Origin of the sequence: Actinomyces sp. 432 (genome assembly GCF_009930875.1) — a bacterium.
GTDB lineage: Bacteria > Actinomycetota > Actinomycetes > Actinomycetales > Actinomycetaceae > Actinomyces.
In genome coordinates, this window is record NZ_CP025249.1 from 128,539 (window position 1) to 152,374 (window position 23,836).

The 23,836-nt window shown below is 68.4% G+C and carries 17 protein-coding genes, 3 pseudogenes and 1 riboswitch; of the genes and pseudogenes, 11 read left to right on the plus strand and 9 right to left on the minus strand.

Annotation, left to right across the window (positions count from 1 at the left end; translation table 11 throughout):
- The first annotated feature begins 37 nt into the window (after window positions 1–37).
- Window positions 38–910, plus strand: a complete 873-nt coding sequence (locus CWT12_RS00550; protein ID WP_161923279.1) for a DUF5926 family protein — start codon at window positions 38–40, stop codon at window positions 908–910.
- Between the two features lie 145 nt (window positions 911–1,055).
- Here CWT12_RS00550 and CWT12_RS00555 read toward each other — a convergent pair whose 3' ends face one another.
- The 3 genes from CWT12_RS00555 to CWT12_RS00565 all read right to left on the minus strand — a co-directional run bounded on the left by CWT12_RS00555 (window position 1,056) and on the right by CWT12_RS00565 (window position 3,867).
- The gene (locus tag CWT12_RS00555; RefSeq protein ID WP_237564223.1) at window positions 1,056–2,039 is read right to left on the minus strand and encodes a fructosamine kinase family protein; all 984 of its coding nucleotides are present in this window, start codon (window positions 2,037–2,039) and stop codon (window positions 1,056–1,058) included.
- A 26-nt stretch (window positions 2,040–2,065) separates the two neighbouring features.
- A complete protein-coding gene (locus CWT12_RS00560; RefSeq protein WP_161923280.1) occupies window positions 2,066–2,977 on the minus strand; it encodes a fructose bisphosphate aldolase in 912 nt (303 codons plus the stop codon).
- Window positions 2,978–3,132: 155 nt separating this feature from the next.
- The gene (locus CWT12_RS00565; RefSeq protein WP_161923281.1) at window positions 3,133–3,867 is read right to left on the minus strand and encodes a hypothetical protein; all 735 of its coding nucleotides are present in this window, start codon (window positions 3,865–3,867) and stop codon (window positions 3,133–3,135) included.
- 178 nt (window positions 3,868–4,045) lie between these two features.
- Here CWT12_RS00565 and CWT12_RS00570 point away from each other — a divergent pair, with 178 nt between their 5' ends.
- On the plus strand, window positions 4,046–4,537 hold the full coding sequence (locus CWT12_RS00570; protein ID WP_161923282.1) for a very short patch repair endonuclease: 492 nt from the start codon (window positions 4,046–4,048) through the stop codon (window positions 4,535–4,537).
- A 466-nt stretch (window positions 4,538–5,003) separates the two neighbouring features.
- On the plus strand, window positions 5,004–5,666 hold the full coding sequence (locus CWT12_RS14595; protein ID WP_442862566.1) for an HNH endonuclease: 663 nt from the start codon (window positions 5,004–5,006) through the stop codon (window positions 5,664–5,666).
- A gap of 3 nt (window positions 5,667–5,669) precedes the next feature.
- On the opposite strand, the gene CWT12_RS00580 is transcribed toward CWT12_RS14595, so the two are convergent.
- The 4 genes and pseudogenes from CWT12_RS00580 to CWT12_RS00590 all read right to left on the minus strand — a co-directional run.
- The gene (locus CWT12_RS00580; RefSeq protein ID WP_237564224.1) at window positions 5,670–6,641 is read right to left on the minus strand and encodes a DNA cytosine methyltransferase; all 972 of its coding nucleotides are present in this window, start codon (window positions 6,639–6,641) and stop codon (window positions 5,670–5,672) included.
- 511 nt (window positions 6,642–7,152) lie between these two features.
- A complete protein-coding gene (locus CWT12_RS00585; RefSeq protein WP_161923285.1) occupies window positions 7,153–8,598 on the minus strand; it encodes an MFS transporter in 1,446 nt (481 codons plus the stop codon).
- Window positions 8,598–9,362: a hypothetical protein gene (locus CWT12_RS14470; protein ID WP_337247933.1), complete on the minus strand. Its 765-nt coding sequence runs from the start codon at window positions 9,360–9,362 to the stop codon at window positions 8,598–8,600. Before CWT12_RS14470 ends, CWT12_RS00585 begins: the two co-directional genes overlap by 1 nt.
- A gap of 329 nt (window positions 9,363–9,691) precedes the next feature.
- Window positions 9,692–11,851: pseudogene (locus CWT12_RS00590) on the minus strand (glycoside hydrolase family 2 TIM barrel-domain containing protein); the annotation flags it as partial.
- Window positions 11,852–12,151: 300 nt separating this feature from the next.
- Between CWT12_RS00590 and CWT12_RS00595 the strand changes: the two are divergent.
- From CWT12_RS00595 to CWT12_RS00610, 4 genes are all read left to right on the plus strand, one after another.
- Entirely contained in the window at window positions 12,152–13,174 is a 1,023-nt protein-coding gene (locus tag CWT12_RS00595; RefSeq protein ID WP_161923286.1) for a LacI family DNA-binding transcriptional regulator, read from the plus strand.
- 762 nt (window positions 13,175–13,936) lie between these two features.
- Window positions 13,937–15,367: an LssY C-terminal domain-containing protein gene (locus CWT12_RS00600; RefSeq protein WP_161923287.1), complete on the plus strand. Its 1,431-nt coding sequence runs from the start codon at window positions 13,937–13,939 to the stop codon at window positions 15,365–15,367.
- A 408-nt stretch (window positions 15,368–15,775) separates the two neighbouring features.
- Window positions 15,776–16,555, plus strand: a complete 780-nt coding sequence (locus CWT12_RS00605) for a hypothetical protein (protein WP_237564225.1) — start codon at window positions 15,776–15,778, stop codon at window positions 16,553–16,555.
- Between the two features lie 483 nt (window positions 16,556–17,038).
- Window positions 17,039–17,587 (plus strand): low molecular weight protein-tyrosine-phosphatase, encoded by a 549-nt coding sequence (locus tag CWT12_RS00610; RefSeq protein ID WP_161925213.1) that lies wholly within the window; start codon window positions 17,039–17,041, stop codon window positions 17,585–17,587.
- 119 nt (window positions 17,588–17,706) lie between these two features.
- Here the strand turns inward: CWT12_RS00610 and CWT12_RS13305 are convergent.
- A pseudogene (locus CWT12_RS13305) lies at window positions 17,707–18,912 on the minus strand (alpha/beta hydrolase).
- A gap of 179 nt (window positions 18,913–19,091) precedes the next feature.
- A riboswitch (SAM riboswitch) is annotated at window positions 19,092–19,182 on the plus strand.
- An 80-nt stretch (window positions 19,183–19,262) separates the two neighbouring features.
- On the opposite strand from CWT12_RS13305, the pseudogene CWT12_RS14475 reads away from it, so the two are divergent.
- The 4 genes and pseudogenes from CWT12_RS14475 to CWT12_RS00635 all read left to right on the plus strand — a co-directional run.
- Window positions 19,263–19,711: pseudogene (locus tag CWT12_RS14475) on the plus strand (ATP-binding cassette domain-containing protein); the annotation flags it as partial.
- 3 nt (window positions 19,712–19,714) lie between these two features.
- On the plus strand, window positions 19,715–20,251 hold the full coding sequence (locus tag CWT12_RS14480) for a hypothetical protein (protein ID WP_337247914.1): 537 nt from the start codon (window positions 19,715–19,717) through the stop codon (window positions 20,249–20,251).
- Between the two features lie 2 nt (window positions 20,252–20,253).
- Window positions 20,254–20,976, plus strand: coding sequence for a methionine ABC transporter permease (locus tag CWT12_RS00630; RefSeq protein WP_237564343.1), 723 nt, complete (start codon window positions 20,254–20,256; stop codon window positions 20,974–20,976).
- A gap of 140 nt (window positions 20,977–21,116) precedes the next feature.
- The gene (locus CWT12_RS00635; RefSeq protein ID WP_161923289.1) at window positions 21,117–21,968 is read left to right on the plus strand and encodes a MetQ/NlpA family ABC transporter substrate-binding protein; all 852 of its coding nucleotides are present in this window, start codon (window positions 21,117–21,119) and stop codon (window positions 21,966–21,968) included.
- 465 nt (window positions 21,969–22,433) lie between these two features.
- Here CWT12_RS00635 and CWT12_RS00640 read toward each other — a convergent pair whose 3' ends face one another.
- On the minus strand, window positions 22,434–23,801 hold the full coding sequence (locus CWT12_RS00640; protein WP_161923290.1) for a hypothetical protein: 1,368 nt from the start codon (window positions 23,799–23,801) through the stop codon (window positions 22,434–22,436).
- Between the last annotated feature and the right edge of the window lie 35 nt (window positions 23,802–23,836).

The window sequence follows — 23,836 nt, forward strand, 5'->3', positions numbered from 1 at the left end:
CGCCGTGCGGCCGACCGCAGCCGGTAGGCTGGCGCGCATGTCGAAGAAGAACCGCCAGCGGCGTCGCGACGGCGACCGCAAGGCCGCCAAGAAGCAGCAGATCCCCTTCGTGGCCCGCCCCTTCGCCGGGCTGCCCGCCGAGCCGGACCTGGTGGCGATGATGCAGATCATTCCCGCCGCCTCCATGACGGTCCGCCTGGACGCCGACCACGGTGGCCAGGAGGTGCAGCTGGTAACCCTCCTGCCCGAGCTGGCCCGCTCCCTCAAGCGCGCCGACGGCGAGGTGCTCGTGGCCATGCAGACCACGGTCCGCTCCGGGGACGCCAGTCGTGACGTTGCCGCCGCCCTGCTGGAGGCCCTCGACCTCGAGCCCGGAACCGGCCTGTCGCCCAGTGGCCTGCCCGAGCCGGGCGAGCGCCTGCAGGACATCCTCGACCCCGGCTACACCCCCAGCATCGACGTGCGCGAGTCCTTCGACTTCTGGCTCACCGCCGAACAGGCCGAAGAGCCCGAGGCGCTCCGGATTGTGGAGGACGCCAAGGAGGGGATCGCTCCCACCGTGCCGGTGCCCGGCGTCGAGCACGCCTACTGGTGCCGCATGAACGGCAAGGAGTTCGTCCGCTGGGTGCGCGGCGAGGACGAGGACGCCTTCTTCAACGCCTTCGCCCGCATCCATGCCGCCCGGGAGTCCGACCTGGAGGAGGGCGCCCGCTTCCTCGGCGCCTTCCGCGCCTGCGGCCTGGCCATCCCCGTGTGGGAGCTCGTGCCCGGCACCGAGGCCGAGGAACTCACCGCGCCCATGCAGGCCATGGCGCAGCGGCTTGAGGCTGCCCTCGCCGATGACGCCCCGCTCGACGCCGAGGCCCGCCGCGCCAAGGCGGGCATCATCTCCCGCCAGGTGAACCTGTAGGGCGACGAGCAGCCGGCGTCCCGCCGCCCGGACACCCCGCGTGAAGGCCGACCGCGGCGGCCGACGCCGCTGACGCGCCTGCAGCGGCGCGCCCAGAGCCGCGGCGACCGCGGGTCGGCTTTCGCGGCGCTGCCCGGCGTCGGTCTCAGGCGTAGCGGCGGGCGACCGCCACCGCCTGGGGCCCGTAGCCGCCCCCGAACAGGAACACGTGGATCATCAGCAGGTGCAGCTGGTGCAGTCCCACGCGCTCGCGCCAGCCGTCCGCCAGCGGGGACGCCTCGTTGTAGCCCGCCACGATTCGCTCCAAATACGGCTGGCCGAACACGCCCAGCGCGGCCAAGTCCGTCTCCGCATGCGCGCCCTGGGCGAGCGGATCGATGAGCACCCCGACGACACCGTCGGCGCCCACGTCGCTGTGCCGCTTGCGGCCGGTGTGCGCGTCCGCCGAGACGGGACGCGCTTGCCGGGGTGTGGCGTGCCCGTGCTCGGCGCCGTCTCGCTGCGGCCCGCGCCCGGCGGCGGGCGGCGCCCAGGCGGCCACCTCCGCCGTCGGCACCCACAGGACATTGCCGGTCCACAGGTCCCCATGCGTGCGCGCCACGGCGACGGCGGCGCCCCGCGCGGCTGCGGCGCGGCGGGTGAGCTCGGGCTGGTCGGAGTCGAAGTCGCCGTCGGCCAGGCGCTCGCAGACACGCTCCAGGAGGGCGGCGTCGGCGGCGGAAAGCGTGCCCGCATCCCGACCCGGGCGGATATAGGGGGCGATGCGGTCCGCTGCGTAGAACTCGCCCCAGCGGCGCGGTGTGCTTGACTCGACCGTGTGCGGACGCAGACGGATGTTGCTGCGCCCCATCTGGGTGCGCCCGTCCCAGCCGGGCGGGGCGCAACCGAAGGCCGGCGCCCCAGCGGCGTGGGTGACGGCCAGTGCCCGCCCGAAGGCCTCGGCCGCAGTCGGCGTGACATGGGAGTCGGTGAGCCGCGGCTCCTCCAGCCAGCCGTCGCCGGCGCGCGCGGGGACCACGCACGCGCCGCCGTCGGCCATCGCCTGGGCGAGCCAGGCCAGCCCCTGCGCCTCCAGGCGCGTGGCGCCGGGCAGATCGTCCTGCTTGCGGAATACGGGTCTGCTACTCACCGGCCCAGCATTCCATGCGGCTGTGCTCAGGTGGTTGAGGCGCGGTAGACCTCTGCGATCGAGGCCTCCAGGGCGGCGTCGAACTCCGCCTGCGTCTGCGAGGCGTCCAGGCCCTCCAGCAGGGCGCGGGAGAAGCTGGCGATCAGGCCACGGTTGCGGGCCAGGCGGCGGTTCGCCTCGGCACGCGTGTAGCCGCCGGAAAGCGCGGCCACGCGGGCGACGCGCGGGTGGTGCATGATGCCGTGGTAGAAGTCCGTGACCGACGGGATGGTCAGCTTCAGCACTACGTCCCGGCCCTCGCGCAGATCGTCCAGGTGGGCGCTGAGCGAGGCGAGCAGGAGCAGCTCGATGCCGGTCTTGTCCGGAGCGTTGATGTCCACCTCCGGCTCGATGATAGGGGTGAGTCCGGCGTCGAGGATCTGGTTGGCGATCTCGAACTGCTGGTCGACTACGGCGGCCACGCCCTGGGTGTCGGCGTGCAGGATGACCGAGCGCATCTTGGTTCCGAAGGCGTGCTTGTCCACGGCCTTGGCCAGGGTCTCGTCCAGGCGCGGGATCGGCTTCATGACACGGGCACCGTGGGACTCAGCCTCCAGGCCCTTGTCCACCTTCAGGAAGGGGACGATGCCCTTGACGTCCCACAGGTAGTCGGCGGTGGGGCGGCCCTCGACCTCGGAATCCAGGGTGCGTTCGAACAGGATGGTGGCGAGGACCCGCTCGGAGGTGAAGGCGGGGCTGGTCATGACGCGGGTGCGCATGGTGTGGACCAGCTCGAACATCTCCTCCTCGCTGTTCCAGGAATCGGGCTCGATGCCGTATGCCTTCAGGGCGCGCGGGGTGGAGCCGCCGGACTGGTCTAGGGCGGCGATGAAGCCGGCGCCGTGCCGGATCCGTTCCATTTGTTGGTTGCGTCGTTCAGTGCTCGACTGGGTGGGCATGGCTGGCCTCCTGGCTGGGTGGTGCGGGTGCTCGGGACGACGTTGTCGCGGCGTTGGCGGCTGTGCCAGCTCGGGCATGAACAATTGTATGCGCGAACGGTTCTCATATAAAGAGCGGGCGGGCGCAGCGTTGGTGCCGACGGCGTCGGCACCGCTCAGGCGGCGGCCTGGGCTGAGCGGACACCCGTGACGGGCAGCGCCTCGGCGGCGAAGACCTCCCCGGGCGGCCCAAGCACGCCGTCACGGCCACAGATGCCCAACGTGAACCAAATGGTCTCCACCCCATCGGCCAGTCTGTGGCCGCAGTCCTGCATCTGCTCGCCGCGCGAGCTGCGCACCGAGCTTCGCCACGCCAGGTACTCGGCCGGCTCGCCGTTCGGGCCACCCAGGATATTGAGCTCGTACTCGGGCTGTTCCTGCCGCACGGCGTCGGCGACGTCAGCCCAGGTGTCGGCGTCTGGCCGTGCCTGAGCCGGGCCGCCCGTCGCGCAATCCCAATACGCGTCTAGAGCCGCGACGAGCCGCGGTATGGCCGGATCGGTGTTGATCCGGCTGAGCCAGCGCCTCGCCTCGGGTGCGGGCTCGGAGTGAGCCAGGCTGAGGAAGTCGAATACCGCGTCATGCATCGACAGCAGGTCGGTGCAGGGGCCGGGTGCGTGACCCGTACGCGCTGTCCACTGCCCTTGGGTGTTCAGTGCTTGCAGTCCCAGCGCCAGTTCGTACAAACGGCCGAGTCCCACGGCGAGGGTGGTGGTCACCGAGTCGCGATTCGGTTCCGACAGGCCCCCTTCGCGCAGTACACGCACCCCGGTAGTTAGTAAATCGCGTGCTGTCGCGGATCTAAAGCGGAGCTCGAGGTCTTGCTGGGGCGACAGCGTCGGAGCGGTCATGACGTGAATGTTATGTTCTCGATGCGGGATCGTGGTGAGGCGCGCCGTGGGTGTTGCCGTGGCAAAGTGCCGGGGAACGGCGCGCGGCCTGCCCGGGCGCTAGGCGTTGATGCCCAGGGGCATGGCGGGGGCTACCATGGTGATCAGGCCGACCTGGTCGTGTCGGGAGGAAATCGGTATGGCGGAGGCCAGCAGGGTTGATGTGAGCGGTGCCGGCGGACGGGCTGTTCCCGACGCGTTGCACGTGCCGGAGCCGGACCGCGAACGGCCCACAAGCAGCGCGGTGAGTGCGCGTTACGCTGCGCTGCCCAGCCGCGACACCGCGCCGGAGATAGCGCTGCGCCGCGCGTTGTGGCGAGCCGGATTCAGGTACAGGGTGCAGTATGTAGTTCCGGGGCTGCCGCGGAGGAAGGTGGATATCGCCTTCACCAGGCGAAAGGTGGCGGTCCAGGTTGACGGTTGCTTCTGGCACGGCTGCCCGGAGCACTGCGTCCCGCCGACGAGGAATCCGGAGTGGTGGAAGTGGAAGATCGCCCGCAACCAGGCGCGGGACAGGGATACGGACGAGAAGCTCAGGGTGCTGGGATGGGTCGTCGTGCGCGTGTGGGAGCACGAACCGGTCGACAGTGCGTTCGCACAGGTAGTCGCGCAGCTGGCCGGCCCTGCGTAGGGAGACGGTTCAATTAGGGCGAGGTAGTTAGGCGCCTCGTGCTTGAGGATGCGATGCCGATGCACCGGCTGCGAGGGCGGCCGACCCACAGCGTCTCGCGCTCGAGGATGCGGCCGCTCGGAACTACCACGCGGTGGCCGTCCATGGGCGCCGGAGGTCGCGCGCGGTTGCGGGAGACGTGATCCTCGGGCGCGGGCGCTGTCCTCGGATCGACCAGAGCGGACCGCCAGCCGCACCCCCAACACGAAGAGCCGGTAATTACTTCGGTCCGGGTGGCGAAAGGGGAAGAAGCGCTTACGGGTCCCGTGCACCTGCTGCGGCGGCGTCCCGAGGCGGTAGGATGCTCCGTGTGACCGACGATGGAGCACTTGCCTATCCCCCTGACGCTTATGCCAACGACGGCGTGCTGTGGTGGGAACAGCATGATCAGAAGGTCGTTCCTGGGAGCAAAGGGGCCCTGCCGCGTATGGCGGCATGGCTCCGCTGGAATGTTAAGCCCGGGCAGCGCTTTAGTACGCGGGAGTTACGCAGCGTCCTAGGAATTGACCAGGAGCACTTCCAGCGCAGGCAGAGAGAGCTGCGCGAATACGGATGGAGGTACCTGTCGGCCAAGGAGGACCCGTCACTCGGTGAGCAGTGCGAGCTCCTCGAATACGGATGGTGGCCGGGCGAGGGGCCGCGGCCACGTAGGCAGGCCATATCCGCCAAAGTGAGGCGCCAAGTATTCGAACGTGACGGGGGCAGGTGTGTTATATGCGGTCGCGCGGCTGGTGAGTACTACGAGGACGGGTCTAGGGTCGTTCTTACGGCGGGGCACGTAGTAGCGAACGCTCATGGCGGGTCTGCGAGCCTTGACAATCTCCGGACTGAGTGCCGCAAGTGCAATGAGTCTGCGCGCGCCGATACGGGGACCGCGGCAGACCCAAAAGCGATCGTTGAAGCCGTTCGCAGCCTCAAGCGGGCTGACCAGCGCGTGCTTCTGGAATGGATAAGGCGAGGGCAGCGGAGCAGGTCAAACCTTGATCACGTATACGACCGGGTTAGATTGAGTGGGCCTGCGGCAAAGAAAGCAGTGGTGGAGTACCTGCAGGAGCTCGAGAAGCGCGAAGGTGGACGAGAGGCGCGCTGACACCTACCGGGCGCGAGTAGTCGCGTCGGTGGCCGAGAACGCGTTAAAGATGCTGGTGCCGATCGCGCGCGCGACCGGCGGCGGAAACGCGTTGCCGATTTGTCGGCACGCGTTGGTCTTTCTCCCGGTAATCTCCCAGGAGTCGGGGAAGCCCTGGATGCGTGCCATCATTTGGGGAGTGAGGCGAGGGGATCCCTCAAAGTCTGGGCCGGGGGGCTCGTCCGCAATGGTGTTACCTGTTACCCCCATTGCTGCCCATGCCTTGCGCGCGCGTGTTGGTCCAAGGTCTGGGCCGCCGTGCTTCTTTGAGCCACCTACTAGCGTCGGAGCTATTCCGTTGGCTGATGCCGCCCATGCCTCTGCGCCGCGCCATCCGCGCGAGCCCATAAGGTCAACGAGTGTCTCTCCGACCGTTTTTGCGCTCTCTGGGTGCTTGGCCGGCCAGGAAAAATTCTCCCAGTCGTGGTCCTTCAGGGCTACGAGCACGGCGCGCGGCCTAAGCTGGGGCACTCCGTAGTCGGAGGCATTCAGCAGACGCCACTCGCCCACAAAACCCATTGTTGCGAGTCGGGCCAGTATGTGTTCCCGATATGCGCTGAACTTTGGGTCGAGTAGTCCCCGGACGTTCTCGATCATTACCCCTCTTGGGTGAATCTCCTGGACGATGTCGATAGCGCGATCGAACAGGTTGCGCTCGTCCGCGGCGCCAAGTTGCCGACCTGCGACTGAGAACGGCGGGCAGGGCACGCCTCCCGCAAATAGGTCAACCTGGTGCAGGTCCGCGGGTGGCGTCCATGTGTTGAGGTCGTCCTGGATGATGTTCCACTTGGAGCGATTGTGGCGAAGAGTTTTGCAAGCCCAGTCCTCGAGCTCGACCAGGGCTAGGTGCTCGAAGCCTGCCTGCTCGAGGCCGAGTGCCTGGCCGCCCGCACCAGCGCACACCTCGAGCGAGGTGTAGGTGGGACGCTTGTTCAACGCTGTGGCTCCCTGAGCTTGAGAAGTATGTGTCCGCCCGGTTCGAACAACGTGCTTCCCAGTTGTGTTCCCGTGAGAGGTCTTGCGGGATGTTGGGGCTGCGTGCACAGGGGAGTCGAGCGGGAGTGTCGGCGGTGCCGGGGGCGCGATTGCCGCGTAGGTCGTCATGGATGGCTCCTTGTCGTGTCCCGGTGGCTGGCTTGATCATCTGAAGTGTCTCTCGGAAGTCTGACACGAATTCGGGCGAAGCAGGTCTCTAGGACGGGCGACGTCTTCGCCACCCCAATGCCGTGCGGGATCGTGGCGAGGCGCGCTGGGGATCCCGCCTGACTGTGGAAGTAGGGCATTGTGCCGGGACGCCCGAACGTTCCACGACCCCCGTGTGCGTTCCACGACCCCGGGGTGGTCGTGGAACGTACCCCAAGGTCGTGCAGTGTCACCGAGGTCGTGGAATGCGGCCCGGGCGGCGGGCGGACACGCCTGGTGCCCGCCCGCCGACGGCGGCTGCCGACTAGTGCTCCGCCGACTGAACCGGCGCCAGCTTCTCGAGCTCGTGGCGCGCGCGCAACCGGTCGTTGGACCGCTCCACATCCAGGCGCGAGAGCAGGAACAGGATGATGCCGTTCACGATCGCCGGGATCCACAGGTACATGAAGTACAGCATGCTGATGGCCGACTCCGGCTGCACCGGCGCGTTGGCCACGTAACCGCTCATGGCCAGCAGCCAGCCCGCCAGCGCCGTGCCCAGGCCGCCCCCGATCTTCACGCCCAGCGACGTGCAGGAGAACATGAGCCCGTCGATGCGCTTGCCCGAGCGCAGGAAGGTGTTCTCGGAGGCCTCCGCAATCAGCGCGTTGACGGTCCCCTGCAGGGGGCTCATACCGATGGAGGCGACCCCGGAGAACACCAGCATCAGCGGCAGGCTGCCCGCGTAGGCGGCAGCCACCACCCCGAGCCTGCCGGCGACGGCGATGATGTACCCGACGATGTTCACCCGGTACATGCCGCCCACCCGGGAGACCACCCAGGGAGTGGCCAGCAGGCCGGCGATCAGAGGGATATTGATCGCCCAGGCGAACACGCCCAGGAGGTTGGCGTCCCCCAGGATGTACGTCATGAAGTAGATGCCCATGTTCAGCGTCGCGGTGAAGATCTGGGTCATCAGGAAGACCACCAGGATGATCAGGTAGTACTTGTTCTCCAGCAGCAGCTTGAAGGACTCCTTGAACGGCAGCTTCTCGTCGGCCCCGCCGGACGCCGCAGCGTCTGCGGCCGCGGCGCGCTGCGCGTCCTCGGCGGGCATGTCCGAGCGGTCGGCAAGCTCCTCGGGGGACAGCTCCCGCACGGACAGCACCGACAGCGTGTTCACTGCCAAGCCGATAAGCGCGTAGATGATGGCAATGCTGCGCCAGCCCTCGGCGCCGCCGCCCAGCAGCTCCACACCCTTGACCGTGAAGGTCTGGATCAGCAGGCTGGTGCCGAAGGCGAACATGAAGCGGATCGATCCCATCTGCACCCGCTCGGCGCTGTTCTTGGTGATCAGGGCCGTCAGCGAGGAGTAGGCGATGTTGTTGGCCGTGTAGAACACCGAGTTCAGCAGCGTGTAGGCGATGAAGAACCAGGCGTACTTGGCGGTCTCACCCAGGCTGGGCGGGATGGCGAAGACGGCGATGATCATCAGCGCACAGCCGAAGAAGGCCCACAGCATCCAGGGGCGGGCCTTGCCCATCCGGGTGCGGGTGCGGTCCAGCAGGGTGCCGAAGAGGATGTCGGAGAACCCGTCGAAGAACTTCGACAGCATCATGAGCGTGCCGATCACTCCGGGGTTCAGGCCGGCGGTGTCGGTCAGGTAGATCATGACGAACGCGGACAGGAGCGCGTACACCACGTTCCCGGCTACGTCACCAGATCCGTAGCCGACCTTGTTGTACCACTTGAGGTACTTCTTCTCTTGCATCAGTTGACCTCACTGTGAGTCGTACCCGCGAGCGCCGGTTCGCCACGGGTAATGGATGGAAGGAGGAAGAGGTGAATGTCCAGGTCCGCCAGGCGCTGCGGGTCCACCCGGTAGGCCTGCCCCAGGGCGGGTCCGCAGGAGGCGGAGCCGATGCCCGCCATGGCCCGGTCCAGGCACAGCACGGTGGTCTCGCTCGCCCGCAGCTCCACATCGTGGCGGGCGCGGGTGAGCTCCTCCTGGGTGTACCGGGAGGCGTTGAAGGACAGCGGTCCGAGCCCGGCCGCGGTCAGGGAGGCGACGTCGTCGCTGACGGTCACGTAGTCGCAGTCCGCGTGGCTGCCGCCCTCCTGCGGGCGCAGGTAGGGCACGTGCAGGGCGTCGACGTCGGTCTGGAAGGCACCGTGGTAGCTGGCGCGGTGCTTGTCCACGTAGCTCTCGTGCGGGCCGAGCCCGTGGTAGGAGACGGACGTCATGGACGGTGGCAGGAACAGGCGCAGGCCCAGGCGCGGCAGCGGTGGGAATGCCGGGTCGAGCGCGATCCGCGCCTCCAGCTCGATCAGTCCCGTGGGGCTGATGATCCACTTGCCTGCGGCGCGCAGCACCGGCTGTACCGCGGGCGCGCCGACCGACAGCTCCACCAGCAGGACGACGTCGTCGCCCCGCGCCTCGGCCTCCACCCGGTAGGCCCGGGTGGAGGTGCGGTGGTACTGGGCGGTCTCCCACTGCTTGCGTACCTCGGCGTCGTTGTCGGTGGGGCGCGCCAGGTGTTGATCTCCATGGGGCGGGCGAGCAGGTCGCGGCCGCCCACCACCAGCCGGCTGGGCAGGCCGGTGCGGGTGTCGAACTCGTAGTTGAAGGACTCCCCGGCCACCACCAGTGCGGTCGCGTTGGCGGTGCTGACAGTGGGGGCCGGTGCCTTCGCGGGGGCCGACGAGCTCGGCGCGGTGCCCGCCTTCGCCGTCGGGCGCGGACCGGCCATAGCCGACAGCGCCGTCAGTGTCTCCAACACGTGGTGATGGGGCGCCGGATTAGCCAGGGGGACCTCGTCGAAGCCCAGCTCGTGCCCGCGCTCCAGCAGCGGTACCGCGGCCCTGAGCCGGTAGGACACCAGCAGGTGGCAGCGGCCGGACTCGGGCATGCTTGCGCAGCAGGGGATGGTGGCGGTGGTGTGCGGCGGCACCGACTCCGGCAGCGGCAGCTCTCCGGAGTCGACGACGACGCCGTCGCGGCGCACCTCGTAGCGGACCTCCAGGTAGTCGGCCAAGTCGGTGGCGTCCAGGTCGTTGCGCAGCGTGAGTGTGCCGGCGTCGGCGTCGAAGGCGACCACGCGCGCGGGCCGCTGCACGTTCTTCAGCTCCAGCAGCCCGGTGTGGGGCACGCGGTCGGGGGAGACCAGCCCGTCCACGCAGAAGTTGCCGTCGTGCAGGGTCTCGCCGCTGTCGCCCCCATAGAGGTAGACGGGGCGCCCGTCGACGCTCCCGGCGCGGATGGCGTGGTCGCACCACTCCCACACGAAGCCGCCGCACATGCGCGGCTCGGCGAGGATCAGCTCCCAGTACTCCTCTAGGTCGCCTGGACTGTTGCCCATGGAGTGGCAGTACTCCACCAGTAGGAAGGGCCTGTCCGGATCAGACTCCAGGTAGGCGTGCACCTCGTCCAGGCCCGGGTACATGCGCCCGTACAGGTCGATGCCGGAGTAGTCGTAGGTGCGCTTGGAATCGCGGTAGAAGGCGCTCTCGTAGTGGGTGACCCGGGTGGGGTCGGCGGCCTTGATCCAGGCCAGCGCCGCCTCGAAGGTGCACCCGTAGGCGCACTCATTGCCGGCCGACCAGGAGATCACGCAGGGCCGGTTCTTCTCCCGCTCCACCATGGCGCGCACCCGGTCCAGGGTGGGCTCGATCCACTCGGGGTTGTCAGCGATGGGCTCGTTCCAGTGCTCCACCTGGCTCTCCCAGGAGGAGTCGGCCAGCACCCGCACCTGGGTGCCGTGGGACTCCACGTCCGCCTCTGACATGACGAAGAATCCGTAGGCGTCACACAGCTGGTAGAAGCGGGGGTCATTGGGGTAGTGGGCGGTGCGCACTGCGTTGATGTTGTGCTGCTTCATCAGCTTCAGGTCGCGCAGCATGTGCTCGACGCCGACCACCGGCCCGGTCACCGGGTCCGACTCGTGGCGGTTCACCCCGCGCAGGGTCGCGGGGACGCCGTTGACGTACAGGACGCCGCCTGCGGTGGTGACCTCGCGCAGGCCCACCTGCTCGGTGATGGCCTCACCGGGTGCGGTCAGGTGCAGCGTGTACAGGTACGGGTCCTCCGCGCACCAGGGGTGCGGGTCGGTCACGTGCAGCACGGCGGCGTGGGTGAAGGGGGCGGGGCCGGTGTCGGTTGGCCGGTGTCCCTCAGCCCGTGCAGTCCGCTCAGTGCCGTCGCTTCCGGACTCCGGCACCGGCTCGCCGGCGAGGGGCGCCAGCTCGCCGGCGGCGACGACGGCGCCCGCGGCGTCGCGCAGCTCCAGGCGGGTGGTGACGCTCCCTCCGCTGAAGGCTCCGCGGACGGTGACGGTGGCTCCGCCGTCGTCCAGGGTGGTGGTGACGGCGTAGTCGCGCAGGTGGGCGGCCGGCCGGTCCAGCAGGTAGACGTCGCGGAAGATGCCGGAGGTGCGGAACTTGTCCTGGTCCTCCAGGTAGGTGCCGTCGCACCACTTGAGTACGAGCACCGCCAGGCGGTTGGGGCCGGGGAGCAGGTAGCCGGTGACGTCGAACTCGGTGGTGGCGTGGGCCACCTGGCTGTAGCCGAGGTAGCGGCCGTTGAGCCATACGTAGAAGCAGGAGTCGACGCCCTCGAACACCAGGTGGGTGAGCGGGGCCTCGGCCGGTGCGGTGTGCTCGAAGTCCAGCAGGTAGGTGCCGCAGGGGTTGTCCCGTGGGACGAAGGGCGGGTCCAGGGGGATGGGGTAGCGATAGTTCGTGTACTGGTGGTGGTCGTAGCCCAGGTGCTGCCAGCTGGAGGGGACCGGGATGTGGTCCAGGTCCGCGGCGGGGGCCTCGCCCGCCCAGAACTCCTCGGGGACGGCGTAGGGGCCCGGGTAGTAGGCGAAGGCCCATTCACCACTGAGCAGGTGGAAGCGGTCGGATGACTCCCGCTGCCAGGGCGCTGCGTGCGTGGGTGCGCAGGCGGGAATGTAGTAGGCGCGCTGGGGGAGGGCGCCCTCGTGCAGGACGGTGAGGTTCTCGTGGTGCCCGGGAAGGATCATCGCTGACTCTCCTGTGTGCGGCGGCGGGCCGGGCGGCCCGCCTGGTTTGTTGCCCGACGGCGCTGGTGGACGTCGGTGGGGGCGGGGCGCCACGGTGATGGGCGGCCATGCCCTAGCGGCCCGCGTATGTCGACGTTAACATAAGCAGGCGCGGGTTAGGAATACCCGATATCGTAGGTAGTCAGTGTGATCTGACGAATATGTGCGGGAGGATGTGCATTGGCGGTGGCGACGTTATCATTAATCTGTGGGTGGGGTGGGCTCGCGCTTGTGCCCGGGCGGGCTGCTAGGCTCACGAAAATGGACGGGAAGCGACGTGTCAGGGGCGCGCCGTCGGTAGCCGACGTTGCCCGCCTGGCCGGCGTGTCCTCGCAGACCGTCTCGCGCGTTTCAGCCGGCGCGGCCAATGTGCGTCCGGCCACCCGGGACAAGGTCCTGCATGCGATGCAGCAGCTCGGCTACACCCCCAACCGTGCCGCTCAGGCGCTGCGTAGTGGCTCGTTCAAGGCCATCGGCGTGCTCACCCAGCAGATCCTGCGCACCGGCGAGGCGCAGACTACCGACGGCGTGCTGCAGGCCGCCTGGGAGGCCGGGTACACGGTGTCGATGGTGCAGGTGGACCGCCCCCAGTCGGAGGACATGGGCGCGGCGGTGCACCGCTTGGCCGCGCAGGCGGTTGACGGGCTCGTCGTCGTCCAGGCCGGGCGGGCTGGGCGCGAGCACCTGGCGCTGCCGGCCGGCATGCCGGTGGCCGTGTCGGACTCGGCGCTCGTGGGCTACTACCCCTCGGCGTCCGCCGACCAGGTAGGGGGCGTGCGCGCCGCGGTGGGGCACCTGCTCCAGCTGGGGCACCGCACCGTTCACCACATCACCGGGCCGGCCGACTCCCAGTCCGCCCTGATCCGCTCCGCCGCCTGGTCGGCATGCCTGGAGGAGGCCGGGCGGGAGGTGCCCGAGGCCGTGCCTGGTGACTGGCACGCCGCCGCCGGCTATGCCGCCGGGCGGAGACTGGCCGCCGACCCGGAGGTCACGGCGGTCTTCTGCGCCAATGACGAGGTTGCCATCGGACTGGTGCGCGCCCTGCACGAGGAGGGGCGGCGCGTGCCCGAGGACGTGTCCGTGGTCGGCTTTGACGGGCTGGAGCTGGGTGAGTACTGCTTCCCGCCGCTGACGACGATCCGCCAGGACTTCCACCGCGCCGGCGTGGAGATGGTCAACCTGGTCCTGGAGCAGGTCGCCTCCGGGGTGCAGGACGGGACGCGGCGCATCATCATCCCCACCGAGCTGGTGGTGCGTGCCTCCACCGCCCCGCCCGCCCGCTGACCCGCCCCTCGCCGAGGTCGGTTGATATAACCGCCGAGGTCGGTCTTTGTTGCGGCGTCGGCGACGGGGGCGACCTCAATCCCCAGCTGTCGATCGACTTCTTCGGCGGGCATGGAAGAGGTGTTCCCGGACCGGTGTGCGGCTGCGCGATCGGAGATGTGATGCTCCCACGCCGGTGAGGCGAGATCGTGTTCGGGCACCTCGCGTGCATGTCGCCCGGGCCTCTGCGCGTATTACAGGCAAGATAGGGATTATGCGGGTATCGGACCGGGGTGGCGGCCGTTGGCGGTGCATGCCGGTGGCATCGGTGATTCTCAGTGTTTCCGGTGCCGTGCCCGGGCGCGCATGTAGCGCTGCGCGGGGCGGCCCCGGCGTTCGTCTGCGTGCTCCGGGCGACGATTCGTCACTTGGCACCAACGCTTCGGCATTTCCGACGACGGTACGTACCTCTGGGTGCCGAACCGTCACGAGAGGGTACGAATCGTCGATCACAACATACGAACCGTCGCGTCAGATCTACCGCGCACACTAAAGCGCCACCAACTCAACCATCTCGGAATGTCATAAGTGCCGGCCATGGTGTGTCACCCCACCCGGCGGATGAACCGCCGCACTCTCAAACCGGAAGCGCTGCATATCTATATTGCAGGTAACATTGCGGGTAACGTACCCAACAAACACAACGTATACAACGTATGCGCGGCGGGTATCGCGGTATTGAGTCGACTTGTCTGATGTCATAGGTCGTGTACCGTGCGGGCGATGACCAGTGAACAGGATGCCCGCGTGATACCGGCCCGGGTCGCCCGCAGCGGCGACGCCGCGCCCAGGGCGCGCACCCGCCCGCGTCCGGACTCTCCGCCGGTCTACTCAGCCGGGTCGGACAAGGTACTGGCCGCGGGCGCCCGCGAATGGGGCCTCGACGACGTCCTGGACGCCGTCTTCTTCGCCGTCGCCGCGCTGGCCACGCTCTGGCTGGCTTGGCTGCTGCTCGGCTCGGGCACCCGCCTGAGCCCGGGGGCGATCGTCAACATTCTGCTGTTCTGGGCGGTGCTGTCCTACCTGGCTCTGCCCCGCCTGCATCAGATCCTCACCTGGCTGTACGTGCCCGACTACTTCATCGGCCGGACCCGCACCGCTGACGGCCTTCTGGGCGACCCGGTCAACCTCGCCGTGCTCGGTGACGAGGAGGACATCCACGCTGCGATGACGAAGGCAGGCTGGGTGCGCGCCGACCCCATCACGCTGCGATCGTCCTGGGGGATCGTCGTCTCCTCGCTGCTGCGCCGCTCCTACCCGGCGGCCCCGGTCTCCGACCTGCTGCTGTTTGGGCGCAAGCAGGACTTCGCATATCAGAAGGAGGTGGAGGGCAATCCCGCCCAGCGACACCATATCCGCTTCTGGCGCGTGCCCGAGGGATGGGTGATGCCGGGCGGCCGCCGGGTGGATTGGCTGGCCGGCGCGACCTACGACCGCTCCGTGGGGCTGTCCACCCTCACCCTCCAGGTGACGCACAAGATCGATGCCGATATCGACGTCGAACGCGACTACGTGGTCGACGACGTCCGCTGGGCGAATGATGCGGCATTGCTGGAGATATGGCCGGACTTCTTCACTGCCTACCACCACCGCAACGGCGGCGGCGACCGGATCGTCACCGACGGCGACCTGTATGTGCTGGATCTGGATCGTCTGGTTCCCGACTCCGGCGGCGAATTGCAGCAGGCCCGCAGGGCGGAGGCCGAGGTGCGCCGTCGACGCCCGGCGGAGCTGATCGTGGCCATGGGGCTGGTGGTGGCGGTTCTTACCGCTAATGCGCTGAGGCTGTTCGGCGGCGGGACCATTGATGAACTCGTTCGTGAGGTGGACGGTGCCGGCGCCGCCGACGGTCACCGGATCGTCATGACGACGGCGACGGTGACCACCGCCGTCGTCACGCTCGCGATTCTGGGTCTGGCGGTCGCGGTCTGGTTCGGGCATCCCCGCGCCAGGATCGCCCTGATGGTGGTGCTGAGTCTGAACATCGGCTCGGTGATGACCGCGATCTCCGCCGTCGGGGTCAGGCAGGCCGGATGGGGGCTGATCGCCGCCGCGGCGCTGGGAGTGCTGGCGCTGCTGGCGATGACGGCCAGGCCGGTTCCCCGCTGGGAGAGGGCACGTAAGGCCGAGCGGCTGCGGGCACGGGCCGAGTAAGCCGTGAGTGATCTGTGAGGCTCCGGCCGTCTCACATGGTCATGTGCTCGTCGAGCAGGCGGCGTGCAGGTAACAGCCCACGACGAAGGATATGGACGGCAACGCACTCGCGGAGGACCTGAGGGCTTGGATGACCTGCACGAGCCGCGCGGTGAAGCGCTCCGTGCAGGCAGTTCTGCCGAACGCGCAGGGGCCGCGTCGTGACAGCGCCTTTTCGACGTCGGCGCCTTAGGCTGGCCCCATGAGCGAGTACTTCGGGGGCAAGCGGGGCCAGGCCGCACCAGGGGACTCCCGGAGAGCGGACGGTCTGAGCCCTGGACGCCCTTCCCGGGGCGCCGACCGGATTCCGTTTCCAGCGCTGACATTCCAGGCCGGTCCCGGCCCCGAGAACGCTCGCGCGGCCGTCATGTGGCGCCGCCGACGCCCGAGCACGTGCGCTTCGGGCTGCCGTTCAACGACATCCTGCCCCTGTGGCACGACGGCACCGACATCACCTGGCACCGCCCGCTCGACGAGGTTGACTTCGCCTCGATCCTCGGCCTGGGCTACGTGCAGACCGAACCCGGCCCCACCGCGACGCCCAAGGGCTGGCAGGAACTCGTCGAGACCGCCACCCTGCTGCCACCCGCTTCCGACTCCGACGACGGCCCCGTGCTGCGGCTGCGCGCGGTCACACCGTCGGGCCGTCGCGCGATCAACGACCCGGGCGACGGCGCCCCCATCCGCCTGTCTCCGGCGCTGTCGGCCCAGGAGGCCATGGGCGTGGCAAGCGGCTTGGACCGCACCAGCTTTGCCGTCCACATCGCTCGTCTCATGCTGCGGGCGGCGCGCGACGGCGCCATCCTGCTGTTCACGCTGCGCGCCCCCCGCGACCCCGAGGCGCACCACCTGTTGTCCGTGCCCAGCGAGGTGGACGCGCGCCAGGTCATGCACTTCCACCTGGGTACCTTGCTGGACATGGACGACGGCGCCTGGGCGCACGCCAAGCGGTCCGACAACATGACCCTGCTGGACCTGGACATCCCCTACCAGAGCCTGTTGTCCAACAACGGTCAAGGAGGCCAGGGACTTGAACTCGAGCGCCTGACCGACATGGCAAGCCCGGTAGTGGAGTGCCTGCTGCGCCCGGGCTTTCCCTTCGCACTGGGGTTCTCCGTGATCATGCCGACGGGGACATACTCGCCGTGACCGGCACCGATCTGCTGGCCGACGGCGGCTCCGGCCGCCCGCTGGTGCCGGACCTGGATGAGCTGCGTGCGGGTGTGGAGGCCATGCTGCCGGCGCTGTTCGACTGAGGTTGCCCGGGAGGGCGTTGAGGGAGAGGGCGCTTCGGGAGGGCGTTTAGAACGCCGGTTCGCGGTCTGCTACGCCGGTTCGGGGTTTACTACGCCACTTAGGTGTTTGCTGAAGGCTTCTGAGGTATTCAGCAGGCCGTTAACTGGCGTTGTTAACGGCGAAGTGGCGTAGTAAAGGCGCGGCGGGGCGATGGGTGCTCGCGGTCGTCTGCGGCGGTGGCGTCGGCTTGAAACCCCGCTTAGACTCCGCCACCCTCCTGCCATGACCTCACGCCCACACGGCTCCACCGATCCCGCCAACCCAGATGCGGCGGCCCACGCCGCAGTCCCCGACCTGCCCGCGCCGCGGGATCCGGCGGCGCCCTACGGCGTCGTCATGGTGTGCACCGGCAATATCTGCCGCTCCGCCATGGCTGAGGTCGTGCTCATCGACCGCCTCACCGCGGCCGGCATTCCCGCCGACGGTCCCGGCGGCGTCGTCGTCACCTCTGCGGGCGTATCCGACGAGGAGTCCGGCAACCCCATGGACCCCCGCGCCCGGCAAGTCCTGGCCGAGGGCGGCTACGGCGTCGGTGCCGACCCGACTGCGCGGGCTACCGCCGCGGCAATCGCCGACCACGCCGCCCACCGCATCAGCGACGTCGAACTACGCCGCGCCGACCTGGTACTCGCCATGACCGCCGCGCACCACCGTGCCCTGATGCGTCGGGGCGAGCGGCTCGGCGTCGACCCCGCACGCATCCGCATGTTCCGCGAGTACGACCCGACGGCGGCCGGCGCGCTTGGCGCACCCGGACGCGCGGCGAACCTGGATGTGCCCGACCCCTGGTACGGCACCATGGCAGACTTCATCGACACCCTCGACGTCGTAGAACGCGTCAGCGACGCCCTCGCCCCCGCGCTCACGGAGCTGGTGGCCGGCTGACGGTCGTTGCCGCCGTGGGCGCGGCGCGCCCCCGCGCTCGCGGAACCGGTGGGAGCCTCCGGCACACGGTGAGCGGCGCCGCTAAGTCCGGTCCGGACGCCCAGTCGGCATCCCAGTCTTCAACCCAGCCGCTCGGTCAGCCAACCGGTGAGCGTGCCCAGGTACTCCTCACGTACCGGCGAGGGCGACAGCACCAGGTCGTGCACGCCGCCGGGGATCTGCACCACGGTGACGTCCTCGCCCAGGAAACGGGAGCGCTCCACGATCTGCTCCACCGACAGCACCGTGTCGCAGCGAAGCGCCTCCTGTCGCGAAATTCCCGGCCCGCCCGACGCCGTCGAGCAGCACACCAGCACGGGCACGCCGATGCCGAGCCCGTGGTGTACCTCCCGCTGCAGTCGGCGAATGCCCGCCAGGAAGCCGGCCCGCACGGGGAACGACGGCGAGGGCTTCAACGTCAGGTCCCAATCCCACTCACCGCCCCAGCGGCGGTGCAGGGTCCGGGCGTAAATGTCCACCTCAATCGGGCCGGGATCGGTATTCGCGGGGATCGAGGCGGCGGCGTCGGCATCCTCCTGCGCACCCGTGGCGGGGTCCTGGCCGGGTGTGGCGGCGGGAGCCGCGGCAGCCTGCTCAAGCTTCGTGTTCTCACTGGGGTTGTCGATGATCCGGTCCGGATCGCGCCGGGAGAGCAGGTCAATAAAGGCAGAGCCATAGGATCGCACCAGGCCGGAGGAGTTCAGCTGCAACCAGGGGGAGTTCAGCGTGACCGCCTCGACCGAGCCAGGATGGTCCCGGCCCAGATGGCTGCCTGCAGCCCGCCGGTGGAATGGCCGTTGAGCACCACCGTGGAGTGCCCGTGCTCGCTGCGGATAATGCGCAGCGCCTCAGCGATCTCCTCGTCATGCACCCGCAGGTCGCGCACGTCGTGCGGGGACCAGTAACCCACTCCGGCCCGACCACAGGCGCGCAGCTCCAGCGCATAGAACTCATAGCCGGCGGCCAGGAAGGCGTCGGCCAGCCAGGTCTGGAAGAAGTAGTCGTTGCGTCCGTGCAGGTACAGCACGGCCCGCTCGTGGCGGGGGTGCCTGGCTGCCCCGCCGATCCCGGAGCGGGCGCCGCGCCCCGTTGGTGCACGAGCACGGCGTGGTCCGCACCCGGAGCGGCCGGGGACTCAGCCACCGGAATGGTGCGGGCAACCCAGGGCTCCCCAGGATGTCGGTTGACAGCTTCGGCGCAGGCCCGGCCGGCGCAGCGCTGGGGGAGGAGGCGCGGCCGGTCGGCTCCGGCCGCGGGGCAGGGGTCGTCGCGTTCGTGGGTGCCATGGCTGCATCCTGTCACGGACGGCCTCATAGCGGTCGGTCGCTACCGGTGGCTAGTGCCGGCCGATGCGCAACTTCTACCGACCTCGGCGGTTATATCTACCGATCTCGGCGAAGTGATGCGTGCATCGTTTTGCGCGCCCCGCTTGCCTCGGGTGCCACCCGCCGCCTAACGTTGGCGCAGACCATCCAGAGCAACCGAGAGACCTGGCTCATCGACGTTGCAGCAACCCCCGTTCACGGTGAGGGTGCTACCGCCAGGACCGATGGAGGACTACGTGACGCAACCACCTGCATCCGATACACCCGGCACGCGGGTGCTGGACCGGGACGGCGCCGCAGTAGCTGAGCCCATGATCTCCCTGCGTGACGTCCACAAGGTGTACAAGCTCCCGGGCGGGAAGACTGTACGCGCCCTGGACGGTGTCACCCTGGACGTGCAGGCCGGCTCCATTCACGGCATCGTCGGCACCTCCGGCGCCGGTAAGTCAACCCTGGTGCGCTGCCTGACCAGCCTTGAGCGCCCCACCTTCGGGAGGTTCGCGTCGCGGGGAAGAACATGACCGACCTTTCCGCCCGCGACCTGCGCGAGGCCCGCCGCGCCATCGGCATGGTCTTCCAGCACGCCAACCTCCTGGACTCGCGCACCACCGCCCAGAACGTCGCCTACCCGCTCGCCCTGGCAGGCGTACCCAAGGGGCAGCGCCATGACACGGTCGTCCGGATGCTCGACCTGGTGGGCCTGGCAGACCGCGGCTCCTCCTACCCCTCCCAGCTCTCCGGCGGCCAGAAGCAGCGCGTCGGCATTGCCCGGGCGCTCGCGGACCAGCCCCCCGTCCTGTTGTGCGACGAACCCACCAGCGCCCTGGACCCGGAAACTACCCGCCAGATCCTCGGACTCATCCGGGACGTGCGCGACCGCCTGGGCGTCACGGTCGTCATCATCACCCACGAGATGAGCGTGGTGCGTCAGATCTGCGACTCCGTGAGCCTGCTTGAGGCGGGCCGCGTGGTCGAGTCCGGCCCGATTGAGGCGGTCGTCTCCGACGTCGATTCCCGCCTGTCCCACGAGCTGGTCCCCACCCCCGAGATCCCCGAGGGGAGCCTGCCCGACGGCGACGTCGTCATCGACGTCGCGCTCACCGCCCGCCCCGGCCAGCCGGCTGCCGCGCAGGTGCTAGCACTCGCCGCCGAGCGGGGCGCCGACGTCGCCGGCGGCCTGTTCGAGACCCTCGGGTCCGCGCAGGTCGGGCGCCTGGCCCTCACCGCCCGCGCCGAACAGGCGGCGGGCACGCTCACCGCCCTGCGCCAAGCGGGCGTCACCGCGGAGGTGCGCGCATGAACATGCTGGTCAATTCCGTTAATCCTGCTGGAATCCTCGCCCTGGCTGCCAGCGGCGATGACACCTGGTTCAACAACCCGGCGATTCAGCGCAAGCTCGCCCCGGCCACCCTGGAGACCTTCCAGATGCTCGGCGTGTCCGGGGTCCTGACGATTGTGCTCGGCATGCTGCTGGGCCTGGCGCTGGTCACCACCGGCAAGCGGGGGCAGCACGCCAACCGGGCCGTGTACGAGGTGCTGTCCCAGATCGTCAACATTGGGCGCTCCATGCCCTTCATCATCCTGATGGTGGCGCTCATTCCCTTCACGCGCGCGCTCGTGGGCACCTCACTGGGCTGGGGTGCGGCATGTGTGCCGCTGACTATCGGCGCGATCCCCTTCTACGCCCGCCTGGTGGAGACCGCGATCAACGACGTCGACCACGGCAAGGTTGAGGCGGCCCTGATGATGGGTGCGTCCGACCGCCAGATCACTTGGGGCGTGCTGGTCCGTGAGGCCCTGCCCACCCTCATCCAGTCCGCGACGGTCACCCTGATCACACTGCTCAGCTACACCGCCATGGCGGGGACCGTGGGCGGCGGCGGCCTGGGCGACCTGGCCATCCAGTACGGCTACCGGCAGAACGCCTCCGACGTCATGGTGATCGTCGTCGTCCTGATCGTGTTCGTGGTTGCTGTCATCCAGGTGTGTGGCGACATGCTCAGCCGGCTGGTCGACCACCGCTGAGCCTCGACCAGCCGGAGTCCCGGGGCGATGCCCCGACGGCTCGGCTCGTAAACCATGGTGCCGACGCCTCGCTGCGCACGTTCGCGCCAGTCATGGAAATACGCGCAGCCTTCACGACTTCAAGACAAGGAACCAAAGTCATGGGACTCACTATCTCCCGCCGCAGCGCCCTCGTGGGCGGCGTCGCGTCCGCTATTGCCCTGACCCTGGCCGCCTGCTCCGGCAACTCCAGCGGCGTTGACGGCATCAGCGTCGACGGCGACACGGCCACCATAAAAATCGGCGCGTCCTCCCAGCCCCACGCTCAGATCCTCCAGTGGGTGCAGGACAACCTTGCCGCCGACGCCGGGATCAGCCTCGACATCGTAGAGATCGAGGACTACAACATCCCCAATGCCTCGCTCAGCGACGGCTCTCTGGCGGCGAACTTCTTCCAGACCCCCAACTTCCTGGAGCAGCAGAACGAGGAGAAGGGCTACGACCTGGTGGCCATCGCTGACGTGCACATCGAGCCGATGGGTATCTACACCGACAAGGGCTACAGCTCCGTCGACGAGGCCGCCGAGGGCGGCACGATCGTGCTCAACAACGACCCCGCCAACACCGCCCGCGGCCTGAAGCTGCTGGAGTCCGCTGGCCTGATCACGCTCGACCCCGACGTCGAGCTCCACACCACCCTTGACGTCACCGAGAACCCGAAGAAGTTCGACCTGATCCCGGTCGACGGCGCCCAGACGCCCCTCTCGATGGCTGATTCAGAATTGGCCGTGATCAACGGCAACTACGCGCTCGGCGCAGGCCTGAACCCCAGCGAGGACGCTCTCGTCCTAGAGCCCAGTGGGGAGTCCCCCTACGCCAACCAGCTCGTGGTGCGCAGGGCCGACAAGGACAACGAGTACCTGCTCAAGCTCGCCGGACTGCTGAACACCGAGGAGCTGCGCACCTACATCGAGGAGACCTGGACCGACGAGTCCGTGGTCCCCGCCTTCTGAGGCGCATCCGCTACCCGCGGGCGCGGTGGGCTGACTGCGGCTGCTGTGCGGGTGGTGGCGCTCAGGCTGACAAGGTCGTGTTCGGTAGGCGTCGGCCTGCCGGGCACGACCTTGTCATCTCCGAGCATCCCGAACGTGGAGGGTATCGGTGAGGGCGGCTTGCCGAGCACAGGACGTATTCGGGCTTGTCCGTCGGGTTGCGGGTGTGGGCTCGGCCGACTCCCGGCCTCGTGCTTGGACTTGGGCCTGGGCGGGGACGATACCGTTGACATGGTGCCTACATGCGTTGGCTCCGAGTAGGCCGCGTACCTTAACCGCATGGCCACGAGGTTGGCCGTGCCCCTGCCCGATCCAGTGTCTGACGGGGTGCTGCCCGGGGCGTCGCCCTTACCGCGGCTCACCCGGAAGACTGGAGGACTCGGGTGGCAGGTAGCGATTCGCGCGGTGGCAGACGGGTGAGCTTGATCAGGAGGCGGGGCGGTAGCCGATCAGCGTGCCGGTGGCCGGGTCGTAGCCGATGGCGTAGTCCTCGGCTACGAGGTCGAAGAGGGCGCCCGAGCTCGTGTCCATCCCGGGGAAGGTGATCTCCTCTCCGGTGTCGGCGTTGTACATCAGGCGGAAGGTCAGAACATCCTGGGCGTCGGCGGCCCCGAGGCCGGCCGTCATTACGGTGCGGTCCTCAGAGATATGGATTGCTGACAGGCAGGAGAGGTCGTCGGTGAACTGCGTAACCTCAATCGTTCGTTTGTCAATGACCTCAACCGACTGGGCGCAGTTGTTGTCATCGCGGTTCACTATGCCGAGCAAGGTCTCGGTTGAGCCGTCGGCGAATCGGTCCTTAAGCTCAGCCTGCGAACGTGCCCTGTAGGTGTTGATAGCCGACTGGTTATTGGCCAGAGCCTCGCTGTCCGCATAGGAGTCGATTGGCTCGCCGCCTTCAGGGGGAAATGCGTAGACAGTGTTCCGGTTGCTGAAGTCGGTCAGATAAATCATCCAGCCATCGGTTGTCGCATAAGTGCCATACCCGGCGATGTTCTCCTCCGGGAGCGGGATGGTGAGGGGAACCCGCTCACCGGTGTCGATGTTATGTATGGTGCGGTTCCCGAGAATGCAGTACCGTTGCCCATCACGTACAAATACCGTTTGGTAGAAGTTCGACACGTACTGGAAGTAGCGCTCGGGGTACTCCATAGTTGCGGTCCACTGCGGTGTATCCGGCTGGTCCTCGCGATACGCGGTGCATTTGCCGCCGGAGGCGCAGGCCATGGCAACGTCCTCGGCGATCATCACGCCGTCGCTGGAGGACCAGGGAGCCTCTCGGGTCTCGCCGGTGTCCAGGTCATACAAGGTGGTGTCATGGATGAGAGTGTTCTTCCCCCACATGAGGTAGGCGGGCTTCATGGGGATGTCGAAGTCGTCGCCCGTGTCCCCCGCATCCGTGGAGGCATCGACCTGAGCCGACCAGGACTTGGCTGCGCCCGAGTCGGACAGCGCGTACGCCGTGAGCGTCGCATCCGCGGGATTGTCCCCGGTCTCAAGGGTGAGTAGATGACCCGGGACAGTTATGACCTGGGCGTTGGCGGCCACGGTGGTGGTCCAGGTCTGCTCAGCCCCGGCAGTCCACTCCGGGGACGGTGAGATGTAGGTGACCAGGTCGGTGGCGGCCGGTGTGGCGTAGTCCTTTCCACGCCCCAGCGCCAGGCCGCCCCCGAGCACGACGCCGAAGACCAGCAGCCCCGCCAGAATAGCGGTGCCGATAGCTCGCGGGCTGAGCCGGTCCTGGTCGGCGGGCGCAGGGCCAGACTGCCCGGGGAACGGCGTCGGGGAAGTCATGGTCTCGATGCTAAATGCTTCGGTTGCCGCACAGA